Here is a 26441-nt window from a genome sequence, read left to right on the forward strand (position 1 = left end):
TTACTTAGCCATTTATTTTCAACGAGATAGAAAAATCGCCCGAAATCAAAAACACCAAAAAAATGGTGATTTTTACTATTAAAACATGCGATTTGACCACAATAAAAGCCAGTAACATCACCCACTCTGTCAAAATGGTAAAATCTTACTATCTAAAAAAATTTAATTTATGGACTGAAGTTAACAAAAATTGTAGTCACGTGCGCTTCAGGTAAGCACGAGGAAATTCAGAAGTTTATGAGGTGCCCTCCTCAGCAACAAACAACAAATTGACTGTTACTGAGGAAGTTTAAATAAAAAGGTGAGCGCATTACGCACTCACAAAAGTAACTGCTCTGAAGCTTGCTAGGATTAAATTTGCTTCATCGCGAGTTAAAGAGGCGAGGTATTACCCATCGACCTCATGCAGAACACTATACTCAGAGTATAGAAACGAGCGTAAATATATAATATTTAAAAAGATTTTCAACGCGACACATTCACCACAGCACCTGCCGAGCGACCATCACAATCACGTCATACACACCTAAAAGCAACATTGGCCTAGTTATTATAGTTATTCAGCCTTGTATTAAGACGATTCATTAATTCGAGTAACTTATCAATAAAGGCAATTATTTTGATAAATATCACAAAAAGTCCCAAAGAAATAAAGCGAGCTAAACGCTCGCTTTATTTATGCCGCATTTTTTAAAGTTTTGTTCTCACTAAAATATCGGTTGTAAACAGCACCTAAGGAGGCTGTACTTGCGAAACGATCATAGTTAAATGTTGCTTGAGCCTCTTCAGCAGAGGCGGAAAGCTTGTTGGTACCATTTACATAAATCGTCACTACCCCCTCCTTCAGTCCTGAAAGATCTAAATCAGTTGTCCATGAGTCTGAAAGCACGGTAGCCATGCCTGTGGCTTCTGTACCATCAGCGTCGACTGCTTTGATATCTATGAACTCACCATCTTCAAATCGTTCACTGCTACCACTTACTGTCACGCTTTCCACTCCAGTAACATCGTTGATAACGTCTAGGTGTATTGTCGGTGTAATTGGCATGGAGTAAGCCGTGTTCTGGCCACCGGTATTTCCTGATAAGTCTTGGTAGTCACGAACAAGCAACGCCACATTGAGCTCTGACGTGTTTGGTACCACCACATCACCAGTCCAAACACTTGGGTCCGCGGTTGCCACTAATGAAGTGATCGTCGTACCACCTAACTCTGCTGCGGCGGATTGCAGATTTTTATCGAATTCCAGCGTTACCGTCACGCTTTGGCCGATGGCTTGGTGCTCAGGCGTAAACGTCACGTTAGTCAGCGTTGGCAGAGACTGCTCGAGTGTAAAGCTCTGACTTTCACTTACTTCAATGCCGGCTGAGTTCGTCCCTGTCACAATCACGGTATAAGTGCCGTTGGTTTGGTGACTCATATCCATCGCGTCACTGGTCCAAGTGCCACCAGCTTGTACCGTCGCACTGCTGCTTTTCAATACCGTCGCGCTGCCTTGTGCTTTCACTTCAAGACGCAAGGACAGACCGTCAAAACGTGTCGACGTGCCTTCGAATTGTAGCGTGGCGGCAAGCGTTTCATCCACACTGCCCACTGGCGTGATGGCTAAGGTCGGCGTGATCGGCATGGAGTAAGCCGTGTTCTGACTTCCGGTATTCCCTGAGAAGTCTTGGTAGTCACGAACAAGCAACCCCAATTTGAGATCCGACGTGCTTGGTACCATCACATCACCAGTCCAAACACTTGGGTCCGCGGTTGCCATTAATGAGGTGATCGTCGTGCCACCTAACTCCGCTGCGGCGGATTGCAGATCTTTATCGAATTCTAGCGTTACCGTCACGCTTTGGCCGATGGCTTGGTGCTCAGGCGTAAACGTCACGTTAGTCAGCGTTGGCAAAGACTGCGCCAATGTAAAACTCTGGCTTTCACTCACTTCAATGCCCGCTGAGTTCGTCCCCGTCACCATCACAGTATAAGTGCCATTGATTTGGTGACTCATGTCCATTGCGTCACTGATCCAAGTGCCACCGGCTTGTACCGTTGCGCTGCTGCTTTTCAATACCGTCGCGCCGCCTTGGGCTTTCACTTCAAGACGCAGGGACTGACCGTCAAAACGTGTCGACGTACCTTCGAATTGTAGCGTGGCGGCATGCGTTTCATCCACATTACCCACTGGCGTGATGGCTAAGGTTGGCGTGATCGGCATGGAGTAAGCCGTGTTCTGACTACCGGTATTCCCTGATAAATCTTGGTAGTCACGAACAAGCAACGCCACATTGAGCTCTGACGTGCTTGGTACCACCACATCACCAGTCCAAATACTTGGGTCCGCGGTTGCCATTAATGAAGTGATCGTTGTACCACCTAACTCCGCCGCTGCGGATTGCAGATCTTTATCGAATTCTAGCGTTACCGTCACGCTTTGGCCGATGGCTTGGTGCTCAGGCGTAAACGTCACGTAAGTCAGCGTTGGCAGAGACTGCGCCAGTGTAAAGCTCTGGCTTTCACTCACTTCAATGCCGGCTGAGTTCGTCCCCGTCACCATCACGGTATAAGTGCCGTTGGTTTGGTGACTCATATCAATCGCGTCACTGGTCCAATTGCCACCGGCTTGTACCGTCGCACTGCTGCTTTTCAATACCGTCGCGCTGCCTTGGGCCTTTACTTCAAGACGCAGGGACTGACCGTCAAAACGTGTCGACGTACCTTCAAATTGTAGCGTGGCGGCATGCGTTTCATCCACATTTCCCACTGGCGTGATGGCTAAGGTCGGCGTGATCGGCATGGAGTAAACCGTGTTCTGGCTACCGGTGTTTCCTGATAAGTCTTGGTAGTCACGAACTAGTAACGCCACATTCAGCTCTGACGAGTCTGGTACCACTACATCACCAGTCCAAACACTTGGGTCCGCGGTTGCCACTAACGAGGTGATCGTCGTGCCACCTAACTCCGCCGCGGCGGATTGCAGATCTTTATCGAATTCCAGCGTTACCGTCACGCTTTGGCCGATGGCTTGGTGCTCAGGCGTAAACGTCACGTTAGTCAGCATTGGCAGAGACTGCGCCAGTGTAAAGCTCTGGCTTTCACTCACTTCAATGCCCGCTGAGTTCGTCCCCGTCACCATCACGATGTAAGTGCCATTGGTTTGGTGACTCATGTCCATTGCGTCACTAGTCCAAGTGCCACCGGCTTGTACCGTTGCGCTGCTGCTTTTCAATACCGTCGCGCCGCCTTGGGCTTTCACTTCAAGACGCAGGGACTGACCATCAAAACGTGTCGACGTACCTTCAAATTGTAGCGTGGCGGCATGCGCTTCATCCACATTACCCACTGGCGTAATAGCTAAGGTTGGTGTGATCGGCAATTCGTGAGCGGTGTTATCCTCACCTATGTTGCCAGTCAAATCTTTAAACTGACTAACAACCAAGTCGACACTTAACAGCGCGGTGCTCGGAACTTGTACATCACCAACCCAGACCTTTTTATCTGCCGTTGCTGACAGAGAACTAATGCGATTGCCGCCAAGCGTAGCGGTCGCCTCTTGGAGCTCTTTATCAAACTCAAGCGAGACACTCACGCTTTGCCCCACGCTCTGATGCTCGGGGTTAAATGTCACATTGGTCAGTTTTGGTAAGGTTCCTTCAACCGCGATACTTAAACTGCTTCCTTTTCCAGGAATGGTGTTGATACTTTGGTAGCTATCATCCTCTACCTGTATTGTTATGTTTTTATCTTGCTTTTCTGGACTGATGTAATTAACCGTCCACGTAACGTTGTCTGAAGTGGACCACGTATCTTGCTTTAACGTTCCTGTTGCACCGTTATCACTAGCGACAAGGTGGACATCTGAGATATCAAAGTTAGTAACTTTTTCTGTAAAGTTAAACGTAAGTGTAATCTCTTCACCTCCAAAAAGAGGGGCGCTTGAAGCAGTAGATATACTTAGCCCGGGAACGGTTGCAGCTTCCACATGTGCGTCAATAGAACTCTCGTTCTTATTATCCACTTTGTCTGTTGCTGCTACCGTGATCGTATGATCGCCTTTCGGTAACAAGTAGCTTATGACATAAGGCCCCGCTTCGGTTGTTGGCTCAGTAATCGCTTGAGGAGCCACAGTGCTGCCACCACTCACCGCTTTTGACGTGACGAGATTTAAATTTTTATCTGTAATGTATGCACTAATTTCTAGTTGATACTTATCGTTTGTCGGCACCTTAGAGGTTTGATTAGCACTTAAGCCCGAAATACTTGGAGCGTCATAATCAACAATAGATTCTATAACCTTTCCATCATAACTTTTGCCTAGTAATTCAAAGCTTGTATTCTCTCTTCCAACTGAGTCCGTCACTGTCACTTTAAGGGTATATGACCCTTGGTTATCGACGGCAAAGTTCATCATTCCATTACCACTAGATGAGATAACATCACCTGAGTAACGCAAGGAATCACCGAGGCTTGGAATAAGCTCCACAGAATACTGTGAAGCTTTCACTCTTTCTCCTTCCACCGTAGATACCGTGAATGGCTGGCTCGCCTTGGTTAAAAACAGTTTCCCACCCTGCAAACTCGTAATTCCATCGAAATCAATCGTGACTTTAGGAACACTAATATCAATGACTTTTCTGATATCAGAATACAGTCCGACGCTATCTGTCGCTTTGATATCAACCGTGATTGAACCACGCCCCTCTAACTGAGATTTTGATAGTTCAAAGTACGTAGATGAACCGTTCCCATCCTCTACTCTTTCTTCTTGATAGCTTGGGTTTAAAACCGAATAGTTTACTTTTGCCAGGCTGCTACCAGTGTCCGTTATGTCGAAACGAAAACGAACGTTATCTGGATTTGTTGGCGATTCAGTTACGATAATCTCATCGCCAACACTTGGAGATGTATTGTCAACTTTAATATCAACGGTCGCTTCACCGACTCTCGACCACACATCCGTTGCGATAATCGTTGTCCTGATCGTTTTTCCATCCGCATCGCTAGGAAGTTCACTCGTAAATGTTGAACACTTGTAGGTTGGGTCATCTGCACACACCTCTAATTGTGCAAACTTCTCCGGGTTATCTTTATAGTTGTAGGATTCCGTTCCAAATCTGGCCATCACATTGTCTAGTCTAGAGTTTTCATACAGCTTAATTCTGAATTTGGCGACAAGCTGCTGACCATTAATGGTTGTGTTTCCAACCGGATCAGTAATTTCGACGACTACCGAACCTTTAGGTAATTCAAGCAGTAGATCGTGCTCTGGCGTCAAGTTTCCTGCTAAATCAGATAAGTTCTTGATTTTGTATTCTTGAGTTGTACTCAGGCCATCAATAATATCGGCATAGGATTCAGAATACGTACACTTGATATTTCCAACACCTTTGGCACAAGTCGTTGGTGTATAAGCTTTGTTGCCAAGATTACGAACCAACTTTGGATATTCATCTGAACTTTCGGTATTCACGCCTGATAAAGCATCATTAAAAGAGAGCTCAAATGTGAGCATCTTCTTCTTCAAAGCTTCATCAAACCAAACATCACTTCCTTTAAAACTGTATGAGTTACCATCCACGACTGTCGGTGCATCAATATCCACCATCGAGAAATTGAACTTGTTGATCGTTTCACGCCCATTTGTACCCAAGGTTTTAGTGATCAAAGTGACAGGTGCTTTGGTCATGTTTTGCCCAACATTGACACTACAACTGTAAGGTTCTTGCGATACGTTGATAACACCAGAAGTTGGTTGCTCATTAGTTGGTGGCGCATCTAGAGAGTTGTATTCTTCACGAACCCAACACTCTAACGTTTTGGCTTTGACCGCACTCAATGTAGTAAAGGTGACATCAAGAACACCATCAGATAAGTAATTTTGGAAGTCCAGCGGGCTTTCAACTGTTAGAACCACGCCTTCACGCTGTACGCTAAAGGTTTGGTTTACTTTTCCAACCTTTCGGTCTTTTTCATCAAGGTAACGAACTTTGTTATAAACTTTGATATCAAGTTCATAATTACCATCTTTGGCAATTTGTGTAGAAAGCAACGTTGCAGTCCAAGTGCCATCTGCGGTTTCTGAGAACGTAAAGTTAGTCCCGTTTTGCTCTCCAGAGAATCTATACGTTGAGTCAATTCGATCAACGCCACTATCATCAACAATATCAAGCGTAAGTACGATATTCCCATCTTGATAGATGGTGTTGTTTGTAATTGGCGTTCCATCCGTGTAACTCATCGCCAGCGTCACCTGCGGGATTGAGTTGTACACTTTGACGGTAAAATCTTGCTCATCACTGGTTAAGGTTGTGTTGCCACGAACATCAGACCCTTTTAAACGAATCTTGTGTGTACCCGTACCTAAATCACCAAGGCTCACTTTGAGATCCTCATTGATTTTTGTACCAGGAGAGCCAGGTAATGGTTCCAGATCGCTAAACGTCCAATACTCTAGGCTTTCTCTATTTACGCCATTAATTGAAACATCACCGTTAGCATTTAGGTCTAGCGCCGTTAGGTCAAAGACATAGTTACCTAAGTAGTAGTCATTCGCATTGAAACCACTTAATCCTAATGTTGGTCCATCACGATCAAGAATAACCTTGTGCGCGTTAGAACTAGACTCAAAACCATAAATATCGGTTGCTTTTACATACAATGACGTTGTTTTTTCATCTTCAGAAATGTCTATTTTATCTGTGTCACTCTTGATAAGAGACATGACAAACTCTTTAGATGAATCCGTTGGCACAATTGTCTTAATTGGCGAATCTTTACCACTTTGATACAGCGAGACTTGCTCAAGGTCTGAATCGTCTATTACGGATTTAAATCGCACGTTGAACTCACGCCCTATAACATAGTTCTCTTTGGACAATGTGTCTTCAACCCAAGGCGTATTTAGGATGATTTCAGGGCCTTTGTTATCGACTTGGAAGGTAAATTTCCCTGTTGTACTAACATTGGCAGGGTAAGCGTTGTCCGTCGCAGTGACGTAAAATTCATTCCATTCATCGTAATCAAATGCTTTTGAAACCAGTTGGACTTTGACGTCAGGCTGTTCACCAACTAGGTATGGTACGTCACACGCCTCTGTTAGAGGGTCACAGCTTTCTAATGTCAGAGCCTGACCAGATCCGCGGCGCAAATCTATTTTTACGTTATTGCCAGAGCTTAACGTCCCCCAATCAATGACAGGTGTCCATTGGTTATTACCACCTAAACGGCTTTGAACCTGCTCACTTTTTACAATAGGGGCTTCAGAGTCGATACGAATATTGAATCTCGGAGCGGTGCTAGTTAACTCTGAAACGGAGTTACCTAAGTTGTCCTCTGCTGCTGCAACAACTAACCAATCTCCATCACCAGGATAAATCGTAGAGCCTTGATTTGAACAAATCTCGCCCGTACATAGTTTGACTTTAAACGCGTCTTTCGAGTTACTTGCAAAGTTTTCTGGTGTATATGTTACTTTTTCACCGGTTTGCTGATAGAAAACAAGGCCCCTCGAGGCAAGCTTATCACCAACAATATCCTCAACCTTGAAGGTTAATTCATGAGTATTGTTCGCATTTAAATAAATACCGTTTTCTACAGGTTTACCATCGACATCATTCGGTGGAAGGTAACTGGCCTTAGGGAAGTCGTTATCAATAAACACCGATTCTATAAACGGAGATTTACCATTGTAACCATACGCATTGCCATGTGGGTCCATAGCACTGGTCTCCACGGCAAACTCTATAATATCTTTTAGTTCACTAGACTGGGAGTTAAGGGTGAAGAAGTACTCTTTTCGATAAGCATTGCTGCTGTCTGAGTTTTCTACGATGTTGATGTCCAGTGGTATTTCAATATTTGGCTCATTAGCTTGATACCACATCGTGCTAAACTTCGGACCGTAAGCGTCGGTTCCTACAATACCAGAAGGATCGTCTAGGACAATTTTAGAAACAACCTCGCCAGCGATATAAAGCCTATTACCAACCATCGTCTCTCTACCGCTTTCAATGGTTAATTTTGGCTGCGGCGGCAAGGTATCGATACTGCTACCCTCTGTATCAAAAATGTTCTTACCATTTAAGTCAGGATTAGCCATCGAAATATCATCAGCATAGAGCTGCGCGATATTGGTCTCAATACCGTATTTGCTCGCCATGATTTCATAATAGGATTGCGCCAGATCTTTTCGGTAAGTTTCAGCGCCAAACGTGTAAGAATCGAGCGTAACTTGACTTCCTCCGGCCCCTATACCATTTGCTTTTCCATCGTAGCTAAAATCATCGTAAATAGCAGATGCAAAATCTAATGAGTTATTTCTTGGCATTCTCTCGGCAATACTATCAATTGCTTCAACAAGGAATCGGTGTAGATAGTCATTTGATGGCTTGTCTGGAATCGCTTTAGTCGTAAGCATTTCATTGGTTGCATAAGACACAACCGTTGGATCAAACCCAAAGAATGAGTTGTTATTCGTACCTGATAACGCGTAGCGCACCTCATCAAGAATTTGAATCGCACGTTCTGAAGTTTTCTCTCCCGCTGTCACTTGATCCCACTGGAAATCAAACAAACCAGTCTGATATGTCGATAGTTCAGTAATATAGTAAGTTTGAGAACCTTTGAGCTTAAAATACACACCAATATTGGCCTTGTTTAAGTCAACCGTTACTTTCTTGGTCCCTGGATCTCTTTTCCATTGGTAATAGTATGGCTCACTACCTTCGATACCAATTAAACGAACACGCATGAAATCATAATTCACTACGTCAGTTGTGGTTTCACAGCTCGCTACGTCAAGAGCCATAGACTGGTCACTTTCCAGTTGCTGGATAGTGGTACAACTTGCAAGTGAAGTGAATTCACCACTTGGGCTCAACCCTTCAAGTTGAGCTCGCGCACCAATAAATGGTGTCACCACTTTTATGGTTGGTAGGTCAAAGCTACTTCTAAAATATACTTCTCTTGGAGTGCTTTCGTTATCAGACTCATCGACGGTTTGAATGACTAACTTTTGACTACTGTTTTCTGATACCGATTTAAAGCTGTCACCCAAAATATCTCTTACAAAAGGAATGTAATAGATGACATCCTCTACTCGCCCATTGCTATCTAACAGCGTTTCGTGCGGAATTTTTGCGATGTAATCGTCATCGGATGCGGTTGTGTCAATAACTTGCTGAAGTGAGTAGTTGTTATCGTTGTTTTGGCTTACGAAGTACTTGACGACGAGCTTAAGCTTATTAGCGTTGGAGCCTAAAACCGTATCGGTGTTTACGTCTGAAACTTTCACACGAACATAAGGGATTTTATTCTCTTTCAATAAATTAGCGTTGAAGTTACTAAAATCTATCCCTTTTAATGAGTTCTGAATCCCTAAACTTGCGTACGCATAATCAATCTTCAGGAAATCGCGGCTTGCTTGAACATTGTCTGGGGTGTACGTATCTTGAGAGTAGATACCATCGTAAGTGGTTCGTTCACCATCTAAACCCACATTTACGTACGTCATTGACGTACCTTCAGGATAGGTTATCGTCTGTGCTGGCGCTTGATCGTCACGACTTACTGCATGCTGCGCAGAGCCCGTATTGCCTTTGCTATCCCTCGCTCGAACCTCAAAGACCGTCGTAGATAGGAATTCATCAGTTGGGTAAGCCTTACTAAACTCACAAGCATTTCCAGACTCTACAGTGACAGGAGAACATGTGACGCCCTCATGTAAGCCATCTTTAAATGAAATACTGACCGAACTAATCTCTTGCGAGCTTTCTTTTACAACCCCTTTCAGAACGTATTCTTTAAGTTGGTTATTAATTGCACTCGCCGATGTAATATCGATAACAGGCGCATCGTTATCCCATTCAAAGTTGATATGAAGACCCGAATGGCTGCCTGGAATTAACTCATTACCCAGTACATCCGCTGTATATAAGACTAACCGTGCTGCTGTTACGTTTGAGAGCCCTGTGGCAGGGTTCATATCTACACTATCGATCTCTTTGGTATTAACGTTAACTTTAACGTTGGTCTCTCGAAGGCCAACTTCAAAATCATCAAATTCAACCGAACAGAATGTGCTTCCAAAATCTTGTATGTCGTTACATTGAAATTCACCAGACCAAGAGCCATTAATCTGATACTGAATAAAGGCGGATACGTCTTCTACACCGATGTCATCAACAATTTTTAGATCAACTTTATCGGTGCCAGCAAGTACATCACGGTCAATGCGTGTCACGATAGGCGCTGTGGTATCGATCTCCGTCCCATCTCGCGGTGGAATGACGCCATCTGTACTGCCATATGTACCTAAGTCATTAAGCTTCTTACTAAAGTCGACATAGTCGGCAGCATCAGTACCAGAAATATTGATACTTGGGTCGTTTACCACGATCAAAACATGTTGAGATAAGTCACGTGTATAAACGTCGCTGTTTATCTTTTTCTGTCCAAAGCTGAGGGGAGTCACTGCTCCGGAAGTCTGGCTCACTTCAAGACCATCAAGAACACCATCTGCAATAACATCCCGATATTGGATGTCAGCGAAGTGCATCGAAGTGTAGACGTTATCGCTGTTGCCGTATTTTTTAATAAGATCGTAAGAGTAAGACGAGTATGCTGTTAATAAAGCGCCGTATTGATGCCCTACACTAGCAAAGCTGCTTTGCCCACCTTTGGTAATATCAATAGGTTTGGTCTCATTTACGTCAAAGCCATACATGCTATTGATACTATCCAAAGCAGTTGAAAAGGCACTTTCATCTGTGGCCCCCTGAGAAATTTTGTACTTTGCCAAGCCTGCTGCCAAGTTCGACAGCGGAGTAAGCATTAACTTTTGCTCACTCCCCTCTTTAAAGTTCACAACACCTTCAAATTTAAGTGTCTTCGCATTACTCACAGATACCGTTTCATTTGTAAACGGATCGGTATAACTCCCCTCTTTTGCAACAACAAAAAGAGGCATTGACGACGATTCAAACTCTAGCAGATAGTTTCCGAAGGCATCAGACGTCGTGTTAGCCAACTTCCGACCTAAGTTTCCATTTTTGAACTCGAAAACCTCAATCTTGGCGCCATTGACTGGGGCGTCAAACACCATACCGGAAATGCTTCCTTTGCTTCTAGCTGGAGGTGTGTTGTCTCCTCCATCACCACCACCACATGCACTCAATAAAAGAGATGTAAGCGTAAGACCTAATGTTAATTTCAGCGTATTTTTAGCGAACATAGTAATTTGGCAAAATATATTTTCCCGAGATTATATTATTGAAAAATATTTTCTCAACGTGACATTAACACCAACAAAATAGGCATAAACACCAAGCCAACCGTCACTTTGACTGAATTATTAAAATTATTATCACATCCTATAATTATTAACTTAGTTAAAACAGAGGAATTACTCATGCTTTAATGCTAGTTTTTATTTAAAATATTATACTCTACGCACAACTGTCAGTATTGATAAATCAACAAAACTAATGACTATTTTAATAATAAAAAGGAGTGTGCAAGCTCCTACCGTAGCCCTTATCACTACTGCGTTAATCATATTGATTAGCGTATCGCTTTCTCACTACTTCCTCACTCCTGTGGATAGGCTACCTACCATCAAGCCTTTAGAATTCGAAAGTGAGAATGTGCAGCCACCAATTAAAAAGAATACTCGTAGGCAAAAAATCACTATCGGTGTGGTTGAATACTCTTTTGTCGCTTCATTATTAAAATCAGGAGTGAGTCAAAAAGAGATCAACTTGCTATTAGCACTGATCAAAAGCAAGTTTAATATTATTGACTCTATTAAAAGAGGTGATAACTTTATCTTAAGAACTAAATTAAATAGTAAAAATGAAACTTACATTAGTTCTTTTTACTATTTAGGCAGTAAAACTGATTTATTTATTATCAATGATGGTCACGGCAACGTATTTGATGAGCATGGTGTGTCGATAAATAATCAGTTCATGTTTTCTTCACCCTTTGATAAAAACTACAGAGTGAGCTCTGACTATGACTTAAAGCGAACACATCCAGTGACCAATATAACGACTCCGCACTTAGGCACTGATTATGCCACACCTGTAGGTACACCGATTCGTAGTATTGCTGATGGCATCGTTTTAAAGTCCCGCTACAACCGTTTTGCCGGCAACTACATTAATATCCGCCACACAAATGGCTCTGTATCACGCTATCTACACTTATCTCAGCGCAACGTCCATGTTGGTGAGAAGATCAGCCGAGGACAAGTGATAGGGAAAACGGGTAACACAGGAAGAACAACAGGGCCGCATTTACATCTTGAACTGCACATCAATGGTGTTCCGGTTGATTACGAGCGATACATTCAAAGGCACCCAAACACTGACGTAAATATAGAAATGCTGATTGCAGCGAGAAAAGAAAAAGCAGAGTTAACAGCGGAATGGCAACGGTATGAGCAGTCAAATAGGTAACAACATCCACTTCGATTCGCTCTTTCTTCATTTATCTGAAGCGAGTCCTCGTAACCCTCTGAGCGCTTCGTAGTCTGTCGCCACTAACCAATTTCAGGATCAAAAAGAGCCGCTACATGCGGCTCTTAATAATTATAGTTTCCCGATATTCCATCGGTTTCCCCTTTACCAAGCACGTTGTCCTCTTGTTCTTGAACGCAAGTGGTACGCGCCGTTATCATATTCACATAAAAAATCAATAAAAGAATAAAATGATTACTCATTGTATTGGCTAGATATTTAATACAAAGAGGCCCAACAATGGCCTCTTTCTGACCTTTTAAATGGTGACGTTGTCATGATGCTGAATGGTTTCTATCATATTCAGCGCTTGCCTTTCTCAGCCCTTCTAAATCGTCTGAACATAAAAATCTCTTCAGGCTGTCGATTTTCTTATCAGGCCAATCATATATCCTAAGAGCAAGCAGTTCGTCTATCGTCTCTCGAGAAAAGCGATATTTGACATGCTTAGCTGGTGACCCCGCAACCATGCTGTAAGGCTCAACATCTTTCGTCACCACACTGTTTGCCGCAACGATTGCTCCTTCTCCGATAGTCACACCCGGCATTATCATGGATCGCATACCGAGCCAGGCGCCATCGCCAATATGAGTATCTCCTTTCCCGACGTACGCTTCTTCAATAAAGTCCATAAATGGGTACAAGGAGAACCAATCAGCTCTATGTGTACTGTTTCCCCCCATAACAATCACAACTTCCGCTGCAATACAGACAAAGTCACCTATATGTAACTTATCAATCTTCCATTTTGGTTCCCAATCTCGGCTGAACTCATCGCCTTGTAGATATCTTACAACAGACTCCTCAAAACCGGCGTCCCAACAATCACTGTAATAACTATGTTTACCTTTAATCGTTATATTTGGGTTCGTAACAGCTTCATGTAGCAAAGTCACCTTAGACCAATGCTTAGTTTTCATGAATACTCCTATAAATACTATCGAATAAAACACTGCAGATAGTATGTATCTAAATAAGCTCTAATAATTACGTAGTGCCTATTACCACTAAAATTTACTTCACCACTGAGCTAATAATATGGTAAGCAGCCTCTACTCTTTCTGCATTAGGGTAGTTTTTATTCGCCAGAATCACTATGCCTATTTTTTCAGAGGGTACATACGCGACATATGCCCCAAAGCCACCTGTTGAGCCCGTTTTGTTATACCAAACGTCACGACCGAGAGTACCAGATACACTTGCTTGAACCGGTTTAGCTTTGAGAATTACATCGCTGGAGTTACCCTTCAATAATTGCGAAAGTGAAACGGGGTAATCATAACCCTCCCATCCTACGGCTTGTGTAAACGTGTCGGTATCAAAATACTTAGTATGAGTTCTCTCTAGCGCATTTTCTATATCAGTATTAAGTTGCGCTTGACCCATATTTGCTTCGATATATTGAAGCATATCTAAGCTTGTTGATTTAATACCATAGGCTTGTGCATCAAGAATACCTGGATTAACTCTAACGGGTTTTCCCTCAGAACTATAACCAAAAGCATAGTTGTTAAGCTTATCCTTTGGTACATCGACAAAGGTATTGGTCATACCGAGCTCAGGCAGGATGACGGTTTCCATCATTTCCGTATAGTCTGACTTCATACTCAAGGCACCGATGTAGCCAAATAGACCAATACTAGGGTTTGAGTACTTCCTCTTAGTACCGGCTTCGTACTCCGGTTTCCACGTTTTGTAGTACTGCATCATTTCAGCGTCGTTCGTTACTTCGCTAGGGAATTGCAATGGTAGACCACCTGCAGTGTAGGTGGCGACATTAACTAGCTTGGTATTACCCAGAGCACTATTCTCTAATTCTGGAATATAATCTTTGACCTTGTCATCCATGTCTAGCTTACCTTTTTCTTGGGCGTACCCAGTCAAAGTAGCAGCAAAAGTTTTACTGATAGAGCCGAGTTCAAAAATTGTGTCGTTGGTGACTAAACTCCCCTTACTTACGTCAGCCAAACCGTAATTATAAAAATAACGTTTACCATCAATCGTTACTGCAACAGCCAACCCCGGAATGTCGTATTCGTTGATTAATCCTTTAGCGCATTCATCAACTACGCTCTTTAATTGACTGCTAACCGTTAACTCCGTTTTCGCAAACGTGACGAAAGAAGTGAGCGATAAAATGGCCAGCAAGGCATTGTTTAACTTCATTGAACCCTCAATTTTTTAATTTTAACTTATAATTAATTTCTAGTTTATTCCAAGGCTTTTAACTTTTTATATAAAAGTAATCCTGACTTGAAGAACTCCAATCGTTAACCCTCGATGAATAACACTGTGTCTTCAAATTTTTAGTGCGATATAAACAGGTCTAAACCTGATCACCGTTGATAGGTAGGCCGGTTAGATACGAATGTAAGTAACATCCGTTTCCAAAATGGGGAAATAGTGTACTCAATTACGCTTTCTCCATATCACGATAACGGTATACTAGGTAGATATACTTGGTATATACAGATCCACATCCTCACAACGCTTTAGAACCACTTTTCAACGTCTACAGAGAAAACGATGCCATTTTCACTACACTTCGAAACTGGAAAAGTCACCAGCCAACAACTTTACTCCGAGATATACCAAGGGATATTAGAAGGCAGATTACGATCAAATGAGAGATTACCATCAACTCGCATGCTGTCGAAAAAGTTAGGCATAGCAAGAAACACTGTCATTTCGGTGTATGAGCGACTTCAGTTCGAGGGGTGGATAGTAAAAAAGGCAGGGTCTGGCACGTACGTAAGTAATGCTCTAGAACAAACGGTGAATCAAGATAAGAGACCAATAAAACACTACCAACTAGGGGTGTTTGGCACTAACGCAGCGAAGAAGCCAGAGATCATCGCACCAAAGAATCTAGACTATGACTTCACTTTAGGCGTTCCTGATCATCAGAGAATAGCAAAGCATATTTGGCGACACTCAAGACTGAGTAGGCTCAATGCATTAACTCCAGAGTTTGCACATGGCGGTGATTTGCAAGGGTTAGCTTGTTTACGAGAGTCTATCTGCGAGTATGTGAGACACTCGAGAGGCGTAATCTGTGACCCTGAAGACATCATCATTACTCAAGGGTGCCAGCAGGCAATAATGACGACTCTCCTTACATTACTCTCTCCCGGGGATCTCGTGTCGACGGAAGATCCAGGATATCCTGTTTTTCGAAATCAAGCTCGATTACTTGGCGCGCAAATAGGCTCCGTGCCGATGGACGACCAAGGTGTTGTCGTTGAATCAATCCCTTCTAATGCCAAAATTATTTATACAACGCCTAGTCATCAGTTCCCTTTAGGCTTTAGCTACTCAGCTGACAGGAAGTTAGAACTGCTGAGATGGGCAGAAGTTAATAACGCAATCATTATCGAAGATGATTATGATTCGGAATATCACTATCTCAATACCAGTAAGAAAGCTCTCAAGTCACAAGACAAAAATGACTGCGTCGTTATGATAGGCAGTTTCTCTAAAATACTATTTCCCGGCATACGCATTGGCTATATGATTCCGCCAAAGTCTTTAATAGAGCCAATTTCAAATATGTTATGGCACTTGGGAAGAAGTACATCTGTAGTGTCTCAAATCCTACTTGACGAATTCATGCGTGACGGTCATTTCTCTCACCATTTACTCAATATGAATAAAATCTACAGCGAAAGGTATAATAAGCTAACTCAATTAATTGACAACATAGATTGCTTACAACGTATTCCAAGCCAAGGTGGATTGCATATAGCAGCTGAAGTATCGGGATGCGCGACACAAATGATGAATAAATTTGCTTCATCAAATGTAGCGGTTTACCCATCATCGCATTTTTCTATCAACAATCATTCTAATGCCCTCTTATTTGGATTTGGCATTATTCCTACCCAAAAAATAGAAAAAGCATTTGATATTATTCAATCAATATTGGATTAAAACAGATATAAAATTATCGTTTTGCTCGGTATCAATTTATCGTCGCAGTTATCAGCATCAGGGCGACAGCCAGCGTGGAACGCTTTTCAACCCAATAAGGGTTCAATACGAACTGTGTCGCTCTGACACGCTTGGTTTGGCTTCAGCCCCAACACTATATTTCTTCGCCTGTAAACGTACTAGGTTCAAAGTAAAGCGACGTATCACGCTGACATTTGCAGCACTACCAACAACCCTATTGCGTAAATCATCTTCTTTTAAGTTAAGTTCACATCGAGCATTCAATGAACCTTATTTTTCTAATATCGAACCGTAAGTTCTGTTTAACACTCTATCAAAACACTATCTTTCGCTAGATGTTAAAGAAGAAAAGACTTCAAGGTAATTAAGGATTTGTTATAGACTATTGACCTACATAATAAAGAGCACAATCACGACATTAATCTCCAGTGATTTACCATACCGCTTCATGAGCAATTGGGATATAAATTATCGAAAAATACCAAACCATAAGTTAATACGCTGCTAACGGCTCAAAAAAATAACGAAGTTGTAGCGCAATTATATCAACATCATTTTCATGTAAAAAATAACGAGCGCCTTGGACACCGATCTCCCAATTATCTGAGAAGTTGTAGCCAACTTCTGCACCAATATATCCATCAAAACCATCCACTTCCGTCGTTATCTTGCTGCCTTGATACGTACTTTCAATATCGGTTTCCCAGAACAAGCCCCCCAAACTCAGTTTTGCGGACCATGAATTGTATTGCCAGAACTTATAACCGATGTCGAAGCCCATGCCCTTAACAAGGAGTGGTGCTATCGATGCGACATTGGCGTGATAGTCTTCTGGTGAAGTAGTAGCACTACGCAATGTAGCGCTACCTTCACCCATATCAATATAACGAATAGTTCCAGACCATTGCTCAGAAAAAGTATATCCAAACCCGACAGAGCGATAGAGCCCGGTGTTGTCAGTAGAGATTACGTTATCACCTTTAACAGCATCACGCTCATCTGCATGGCTTGACCCCATTTGAACATCAACATACCAACCCGCTTGACTACTAAAACTAAACACAGCAATTAGTGCTAAAGCACTGTTTCTTCCATAACGTTGCATGGCTCCTAACAAAATCAAAAGCATCAACACTATGCCACCCAATGATCCTGCTGAAGTATTTTCAACCTTTACATCTCTTACCAACTTAACGGTCACTATAACTTTCCCCGCGTCTTGCAGGCCTTGGCTATCCTGAATGATATATGTCAACACATCATTGCCTTCAAACCCTGAGGTAGGGGTATAGGTCACGCTCTGATCTGCATTCATGACCGACTGCCCATACTGCGCTTGGACTGAAACCAACTTCAATGTGTCGTTATCCGGATCGGTATCGTTAGCAAGGACATAAACCGTGACAGGGGTACGATCATCGGTGGTAATATTATCGTCCACCGCATTCGGATTCTGACTGTTTACCACATTTACCGTCACCTTCGCCGATCCCGTTCCACCATTACCATCCGTTACGCTATAAGTGATCAAAGCCTCCCCGTAGTACTGTGGTTGAGTGACATAACTTAGTTTGTTATCAACCACACTAACACTACCAATATCTACAGAAGCGCGACTTACCTTCAGCCCATCACCATCAGCATCGGTATCATTGCTCAATACATCGATCGTCACCGTACCATTGAGACTAACAAACGCATTGTCGTCAATCGCTTGAGGGAGTGTATTATTGCTTACACGAGCGGCAACGACGCCAGGGTCAACGACACTGCCATTAGCCAATCCGTCATCATCGTTCGGGCCACCGTCTTCAATGGTAAGTTGTACACACCAGTCACCTTCAGTCAGACCCTGTGACCATGAACTGTGCCCTGGTGGCGGACAATAACCAGCCTCGCCAGCACTAGAAGAAACTGTGTTTTGAGCATCCTCAATAAAGTCTACCCACCCCTGTTCAGCATTATACTTTCGGTACACTGCATTTGCTGGAACAGGTAAACGCTGAGGCATAACTAATTGATAGCTTTGACCGGGAAGCGGCAAATTAGTTACTACAAAATCAAAGATTCCCCCTATGCTCTTCATATTGATATCTTTAGGAAGCTCCTCATCCAGCAATAAAGCTCCTCCTGTTGCGTTAGTCAGAATGGTTATTCCTTTGCGTAAACAGACACCTGGCTGCCCCTCAATGAGGAAGCGATCTTTTTCTGACACAACCTGTTGAATTACGTTACAGTCAGAAATTGCATCAAGATAATCAGGGATACCATCACCATCACTATCATTATGACCTTCTTGATCATCCGGGATTAAGTCGCCATCACTGTCTTCACTCCCGAGCTCCGCCAATGTTTGTACCACTTCTAAATAGACATTCCGTGTCACTGATAATGGTGGAGTGCCATTGTCAGTAACTGTCAATTGCAAATTGTAAATCGCTGAACTCAGTAATTGCGGAGAGAAAGTCAATGTTTCGCTGTACATCTGCCCCGCAATCGCTTGGTTAAGTACATCGCTATCACTACTCCATCTGAAACTGTGTATATCGGACATATTGGCATCACTAACACTGCTCGTGATTGTGACCGGTTCAACACCATTTTCAATTTGTCTCCGCTGCTCCCCCGCCTGAGATACACTTACCGTGACCTTCGGAGCCACATTCTCTTCAAAGATTGTCAAGGTGTAACGACGCTTACTACCTAGATTAAGGGTGCTGTCCAGATCAATCACTAAGGTTTCAACGCCCTCATTTTGTCCATCATTAAGTAGTTCGAACGAAAGTTTGCCTTCGGTACCACTAGGTATCACCACTTCACCAGAGGTGAGCGTGTGGTCATCACTGTCCGTGCTTCCTGAAACCGTATAAGGTATGATTACTGGGTAGCTCGGCGAAGGACCGTTAAGGTGTATCGATACGCTATGATTGGTGCCTTCCGTGGTTTGCGCATCTTTGGAGATACTTATCAGTGGATACACTGTTACCGTTTGACTAGCTTCAGCGACGTTTCCATCAGAGTCTTGAGTGCGCCAATAGACCGTATTAGTTCCAGGTCGGAAAAAGGTCGTGCTGTCGACCAATGAAACAGGTAATAGCTTGCCTGTACTATCTCGTGCCACAGCAGAGCCTAATGCAACTTTAGTAAAGAGCGAAGTTGCGTTCACTTCGATATCTGAAGGTGCGGCTATTGTTGGTGCGTCCAATTTCGCACTTTTAATTGTCACGATTGCTTTCGCGGTGGCCTTTCCACCGTTACCATCTTTCACACTGTATTGCACTGCCACTGTACCAATTGAGGTCGTTACCAATTGGATTTGACTGCCCACAATCGTTGCCGTTCCAGATGTAGGTTTAACCCATTCCAGTTGTAATGTATCTAGGTCAATATCGCTGTCGTTGCTGAGTACATCCAATAAGTAGCTACCATCGTTACTCTCGGTAAAGACATAGGTATCATTAACCGCCACTGGCTCATCATTGACGTTGATTACCGTGATGCTAAACGCTGCTAGAGATGTGCTTAGCTCACCGTCTGAGACACTAATAACAATATTATTGGTGCTGCCAACATGCTCATTTGCCGGCGTACCACTTAGCAACCCAGTTACTCTATCAAAGGTTGCCCATGATGGTTTATTGCGGATTGAAAAGCTCAAGCTACTACTATCAACATCCGATGCCTGCAGTGCAAAGCGATACGTACTGCCTTCGTTGACGGTAAGAGCAGGAGTGCCACTGATCATCGGCGCGTCATTGACATTGTTAACCACAATACTGAATCTATTGAGCATTGTTGTCGTGAGACCATCAGAAACCGAGATAACAATGCCCTGATATTTGCCAACATCACCATTATCTGGAGTACCACTGAGCGTGCCTGTTGATGCATCAAAGCTAGCCCAAGATGGCTTGTTCACGATACTGAAGGTGAAGGCTTGGCTGTCAACATCTGACACTTGTGGCGTGAACAAATAGGTGCTGTCTTCATTCACTTGTGTTGCTGGTGAGCCAGAGATAACGGGTGCATCGTTAACGTTATTCACAGTAATCGAAAACGCTGACAATGAGGAAGAAATAGTGCCATCGGATACGCTAATCACGATATCTGGATAAGTCCCCACATAACGGTTACTTGGCGTGCCAGAAAGCGCTCCTGTTGTATTGTCAAATGTAGCCCAAGGTGGCTTGTTAGCTATCAAGTAGGTCAGAGTATCCGCTGGGTCATTATCCAATGCGGCGGGCACAAACTGATACACACTATCTTCATCCACTTGCGCCGATGGAGTACCCGTAATCACTGGCGAGTCATTAACGTTATTCACTGTGATGGTCACTAACGCCACTACAGAGGTAAGCTCTCCGTCACTTACGCTGTAAGTGAAACTGTCCTGACCAAAGAAGTTACTGTTACCCGTATAAACCGCGTGATTGCCTGTGACGGTAACATTACCGTTGACTGGCGATTTTACAATTTGATAGCTCAAAGATGAGCCTTCTGCATCGTTACCATTTAAAGTAATGGTCAGCGGTATTTCTTCCTCTCCCGTAGCACTGACACTGGTCGCGGTTGGTGTATCGTTGACTGCATTAACCGTCAAATCGACACGAACCTCTGTCGAGTCGAGATCACCGTCGTTGACCTTGAACAAGAAGAAGTCGGAGCCATTGAAGTCCGCTTCTGGTGTATAGCGCCAACTATTATTGGTCAACTGCTCTAGCACGCCATGACTGACTTGCTCAGTGATAAGATACTGCAGAGTGTCATCATCGTTATCAATATCTGAACCAACCAGCGTGATCACCAAACTATTGTCTTCATCAAGCGTTTGTGACTGTGCTTGCGCCATTGGTGCGTCGTTGACTGGTGTTACTGTCATGGTCACTGTTGCGGCGTTAGATACAGCACCTGCTAAGTCTGCCACCGTATAGGTGAAGCTATCTTCACCGAAGTAGTTCTCATTGGGGTTGTAAACAATCGCTCCTGACGCCGTCACGTTCACACTGCCATGTGCTGGCGTATCGACGACTGTGACACTAGTGAGTTCAAAACTGTCTCCAACATCGGCATCACTATCATTGCCTAATACATTGACCTCGAAGGAGCCTCCCTCTAGTAGTTGTGCACTGTTATCAACAGCAACGGGGGCATCATTCACTGGCGTAATATTGAGCGTGACGGTTGCGGGCATTGAGGCTGCTTGACCACTATCGGTTAGCATGTAGGTAAAGCTATGTTGACCATTAACGTTCGCTGTTGGCACAATCTTTAAGGTCCCATCGACATTGACACTGACCGTGGCAAAACTGTATACCCCCTCTCCTTGACCAAGATCTTGCAGGGTAATACTACTCGGGGTGAATGACCCATCTTCAATATCACTGTCGTTACTTAAAATATCGAGTGTCGATGTGATATCTTCATCAAAAGTAAAACTGTCTTCCTCCGCTACTGGTGAGTCATTGACGGAACCGATATTGACGCTGACCGTGGCCGCAAGAGAAACGCCGCCTTCACTGTCTGCGATCGTGTAAGTAAAGCTATCGCTACCATTTTCATTCGGATTCGGCGTATATACAAAAGTGCCTACAGTTTGATCAATGGCTACTTGTCCTTTTTGAGGCAAACTAACTAACGATAAATCACCCGTTGGGATGCCATCTTCAACATCCTCCGCTTGACTACGCGCGCTGACTGCTGCGCTTGCGGTATCTTCGTCGGTGTTGATGGTCAGCGCTTTAGCGACTGGCGCATCATTTATAGCCATGATAGTGACGGTCACTGTCGCCTCTTGCGACTCCTGCAGCAGGGCATCTTTCACGGTATAGGTAAAGCTATCTGTGCCTGTCTCATTATTATTTGGCGTATAGGTAACAACGCCGTTGCTGATCGACACCTGACCTTTAATTGGTTGCGTTTTAATCGTTGTAGAAGAAGCGACCATGTCATCATTAACATCGGAATCGTTGGCTAACAGATTAAATTGTTTCGCCGTATCTTCCTCAGTCGAGAAGCTATCATCAACTACCGTTGGCGCGACATCGTAGCGTTTGGTCACAGTATCCGTCACTGCATCAGATGCGTTGCCTGCGGCATCGGTTACCACCACGCTTACTGTCAACGTCCCCTCTTGCAAAATAGTGACGTCAATGCCCGTTACTTGCATGGTCTCCGAAGAAATTGTTTGACTAGCGCCGTCAATGGTCGTGGTACCGTCGGTCACGCTATAAGTGAACATCGCGTTCACTTCAGCTGCTGCGAAGGTAAAGCTCATCGCCTGTTCGTTGGTTTTGTTAATGCTCTCCTGATCAATGCTGATGCTATGTCCAGTCGGGATCCCCGTATCCACTGAGATCAACAACTGAGTCGCTGCTGTATTGAGGTTGCCAGCTGCGTCGCTAAATTTCTCGGCTGCAACATCAATAGTTGCATCCTCAGTGCTTTCTTCTGCAGGTGTAAAGGTAGCCGTGTAACTGGCGCTACTGCCCGCAAAGTTAGAAAGAGTTCCTCCAGCCACGGTCACATCGGCTTCGGAAAAATCAGTTGCGGCTTCACTCAAGGTAAACGTGAGTGTTGCCGTTTCACCCGCTTTCAACGCAGCGCTGGAGCTAGTGATACTAACGGTTGGAAGCACAGTATCGACGCTGATGGAAAGTGGTGTAGCTGCACTATTGGTGTTACCAGAGGCATCGGTAAATGTGCCTGTGGCAACTTCAATAGTACCGCTCGTCGCACTCTCTTCCGTTGGTGTAAAGGTCGCAGTGTAGCTGCTACCACTGCCAGCAAAACCAGACAAAGTACCGCCACTAACCGTGATATCCGCCTCGGTAAAATCGCTCGACGCTTCACTTAAGGTAAAGGTAATGGTCGCCGTTTCGTCCGCTTTCAGCGCCAATTTATCACTGGAGATAGTCACACTCGGCACTAAACTATCAACGGTTATAGACAGTTGAGGCGCAGCAGTGTTGCTATTCCCGGCAGCATCGGTAAAGAAATCTGCCGCCACGTTAATCGTCGCTGTACTTGTACTGTCTCTATCCGGCGTAAAGGTGGCCGTGTAATTGTCACCGCTGCCCGCAAAGTTAGACAAACTGCCGCCAGTGACGGTGACATCTGACTCAGTAAAGTCACTTGAGGACTCACTTAAGGTGAACGTGATACTCGCCGTTTCGCCAGAGATCAAATCAAGGTCTGAGCTGCTCAAAGAAACAGTTGGCCTCACGTTATCTAACGTAATTGTTGTGCTATCTATACTGGAGGTGTTGCCCGCCGCATCGCTCTGGCTCGCCGCGACCGTCAGGGTGCCGTTGTTAAACGCACTTACATCAAACTCACTGCCAATAGTCGTCCAAGCCCCGGTATTGTCGGCCGTCACCGTACGACTGACTGAGTTGTTATTGTCCGTGATGGTCACGGTCACACTATTGCCAGCCTCCGCGCCGGAGCCAGCAATCAGCACATCATTGTCTTCTGCCGCATTGACGATACCGTCGATTGCAATCGGCGTGGAAATGGTAACAGCGGATGGCGCTGCGTTATCTAGGGTTACGCTCTGGGTGGCTACGGTGGAGATATTACCTGCTATATCAGCTTGGGTTGCAGACACAGTCAGGGTGCCATTGCTCAAGCCACTGATATCCAGCTCGCTGCCGCTCAACGTCCAGTTGCCTGAGTTGTCGGTCGTCACCGTACGACTGACAGAGCTGTTGTTATCCGTGATAGTCACGGTCACGCTGTTGCCTGCTTCCGCGCCGGAGCCAGCAATCAACACATCGTTATCTTCCACTGCATTAACAATACCATCGGTTTCAATCGGTGTAGTGATGGTCACAGCTGATGGTGCGGCGTTATCTAAGGTAATGCTCTGGGTGGTCACTCTGGAGGTATTACCCGCCGTATCCGATTGCGTCACAGCAACTATGAGTGTGCCGTTGTTCAGGCCACTGACATCAAGCTCACTGCCGCTCAACGTCCAGCTGCCTGAGTTGTCGGCCGTCACCGTACGGCTGACAGAGCTGTTATTGTCCGTGATAGTCACGGTCACGCTATTGCCTGCTTCCGCACTGAAGCCAGCGATCAGTACGTCGTTGTCTTCTGCCGCATTGACGATCCCATCAGTTTCAATCGGCGTATTGATGATTACAGCAGATGGGTCTGCATTGTCCAGAGTAATACTCTGGGTGGCTGCGGTAGAAGTATTACCTGCTATATCTGCTTGGGTTGCAGACACAGTCAGGGTGCCGTTGTTAAACGCACTTACATCAAGCTCACTGCCGCTCAACGTCCAGTTGCCTGAGTTATCGGCCGTCACCGTACGACTGACAGAACTGTTATTGTCCGTGATAGTCACGGTCACGCTGTTGCCTACTTCCGCGCCGGAGCCAGCAATCAGTACGTCGTTGTCTTCTGCCGCATTGACAATACCATCGGTTTCAATCGGCGTGGTGATGGTCACTGCTGATGGGGCTGCATTGTCTAGGGTAACACTCTGGCTAGCTGCGGTGGAGATATTACCTGCTATATCTGCTTGGGTTGCAGACACCGTCAGGGTGCCATTGTTCAGGCCACTGACATCCAGCTCGCTGCCGCTCAGCGTCCAGTTGCCTGAGTTGTCGGCCGTCACCGTACGACTGACAGAGCTGTTATTGTCTGTGATAGTCACGGTCACGCTGTTGCCTGCTTCCGCGCCGGAGCCAGCGATCAACACATCGTTGTCTTCTGCAGCGTTGACGATACTGTCAGCCTCAATCGGCGTGGTAATGCTCACTACGGATGGTGCTATTGTATCAATGGTGACACTTAACGCGTTGGATGCCGAGCTAACATTATCATCGCTATCAGACGCTTTAGCACTTATTGCATGTGTAATACCAGACGCCAACTCATTGGTTGTTATCTGCCAGTTTCCTCCAGTAGCAGTGCCTGTGCCAATAACCGTTGCACCTCCACCGACTTGATCACTGTATAAAGTAACGATCGATCCACTCTCAGAAGTCCCACTAAACGTTGGTGTAGTGTCACTGGTAATATTATCAGTATTTAATGGCCCGGTATCCGAACTAGCATCTAAATCGGGTGTAGATGGCGCATTTGGCGTGGTATCGACTGTCGTAAAGTTAAATGTGGCATCATCGCTGATCCCAGCGAAGCTATTATTTGCGCTGTCAGCCACGGCACTGGATTCAATATGAATGGCGTAGGTCCGGTTCCCTGCCAGATCACTGGTTGGGTTTAAGTAAACTTTATTGTTGGTAACACTGATGCGACCAGCGCCTGGTGATGTTGTTTTGCCATCGCTTTCGGTGGCAACATTAAATACTTCAAAGTCGCGACTGTCGGTAACATTACGAATGGTAATATTGCCGCTCTTCAGCTCAATATTTTCATCGAAGGCAATCTCGATGTTGTTGCTAACAGAAACATTGGTTGCATCATCAGTGGGGGTTGAGCTCGCACTGACAAAAGTAGGCGCGGTAGAGTCTGAAACCGCAGCGTCATCAATCTTGATACTTCTGATAAGATAACGAGAGTCAGCACCCGGACTTCGGGTAAACGCCATAGTCACTGTATCAACGTCCTGCCATGCCGAATCATTAAAATCTGTACCACGGGTCAGGGTAAACAAGTCCTGTAACCCTGAGTTTGCTTCACCACCTTTTGGCAAGGTGACAGTTTCGGTCACTGTTTGAGTATCATTAGAGAAGCCAGTTAACACAAGTTGATACGTTTTATCTGAGTCTCGCGCCGACCCCTGCATAAAGGTAATTTCGTCGAAACTGAAGTTAGTACTTGATTTCTCAAAAAAGCGGAAGCCACGATTGTTGAACTCATTAATCATGGTATTTGAGTAAAGAACACCAGCTACAAATCCGAGGTCATTTAGGCCAGTAAACGGAGTGCTATCAGTGCTATTGCCGGCATCTAATACCATAGACACAGCACCTGCATTGGTAAGAGTGACCGAGGGCATACCCCCAGTGACGC

6 protein-coding genes are annotated in these 26441 nt (G+C 44.5%); 2 read left to right on the top strand and 4 right to left on the bottom strand.

From position 1 onward, the window contains the following. Positions 1-676 precede the first annotated feature (676 nt). On the bottom strand, positions 677-11218 hold the full coding sequence (locus R7F67_RS07890) for a tandem large repeat (protein WP_318057140.1): 10542 nt from the start codon (positions 11216-11218) through the stop codon (positions 677-679). Between the two features lie 253 nt (positions 11219-11471). Between R7F67_RS07890 and R7F67_RS07895 the strand changes: the two genes are divergently transcribed. Beyond that, positions 11472-12446 (top strand): peptidoglycan DD-metalloendopeptidase family protein, encoded by a 975-nt coding sequence (locus tag R7F67_RS07895; RefSeq protein ID WP_053304503.1) that lies wholly within the window; start codon positions 11472-11474, stop codon positions 12444-12446. Positions 12447-12781: 335 nt separating this feature from the next. On the opposite strand, the gene R7F67_RS07900 is transcribed toward R7F67_RS07895, so the two are convergent. Together R7F67_RS07900 and ampC are read right to left on the bottom strand one after the other, a co-directional pair. Continuing rightward, entirely contained in the window at positions 12782-13426 is a 645-nt protein-coding gene (locus R7F67_RS07900) for a CatB-related O-acetyltransferase (protein WP_085569132.1), read from the bottom strand. A 94-nt stretch (positions 13427-13520) separates the two neighbouring features. Beyond that, positions 13521-14672, bottom strand: a complete 1152-nt coding sequence (gene ampC, locus R7F67_RS07905; protein ID WP_005373435.1) for a class C beta-lactamase — start codon at positions 14670-14672, stop codon at positions 13521-13523. A 360-nt stretch (positions 14673-15032) separates the two neighbouring features. Here ampC and R7F67_RS07910 point away from each other — a divergent pair, with 360 nt between their 5' ends. Continuing rightward, positions 15033-16436, top strand: a complete 1404-nt coding sequence (locus R7F67_RS07910; RefSeq protein ID WP_054574689.1) for a PLP-dependent aminotransferase family protein — start codon at positions 15033-15035, stop codon at positions 16434-16436. Between the two features lie 514 nt (positions 16437-16950). Here R7F67_RS07910 and R7F67_RS07915 read toward each other — a convergent pair. Continuing rightward, a complete protein-coding gene (locus R7F67_RS07915) occupies positions 16951-26388 on the bottom strand; it encodes an Ig-like domain-containing protein (RefSeq protein ID WP_411913740.1) in 9438 nt (3145 codons plus the stop codon). Between the last annotated feature and the right edge of the window lie 53 nt (positions 26389-26441).

This window comes from Vibrio sp. YT-17 (assembly GCF_033337375.1).
Lineage (GTDB): Bacteria > Pseudomonadota > Gammaproteobacteria > Enterobacterales > Vibrionaceae > Vibrio > Vibrio alginolyticus.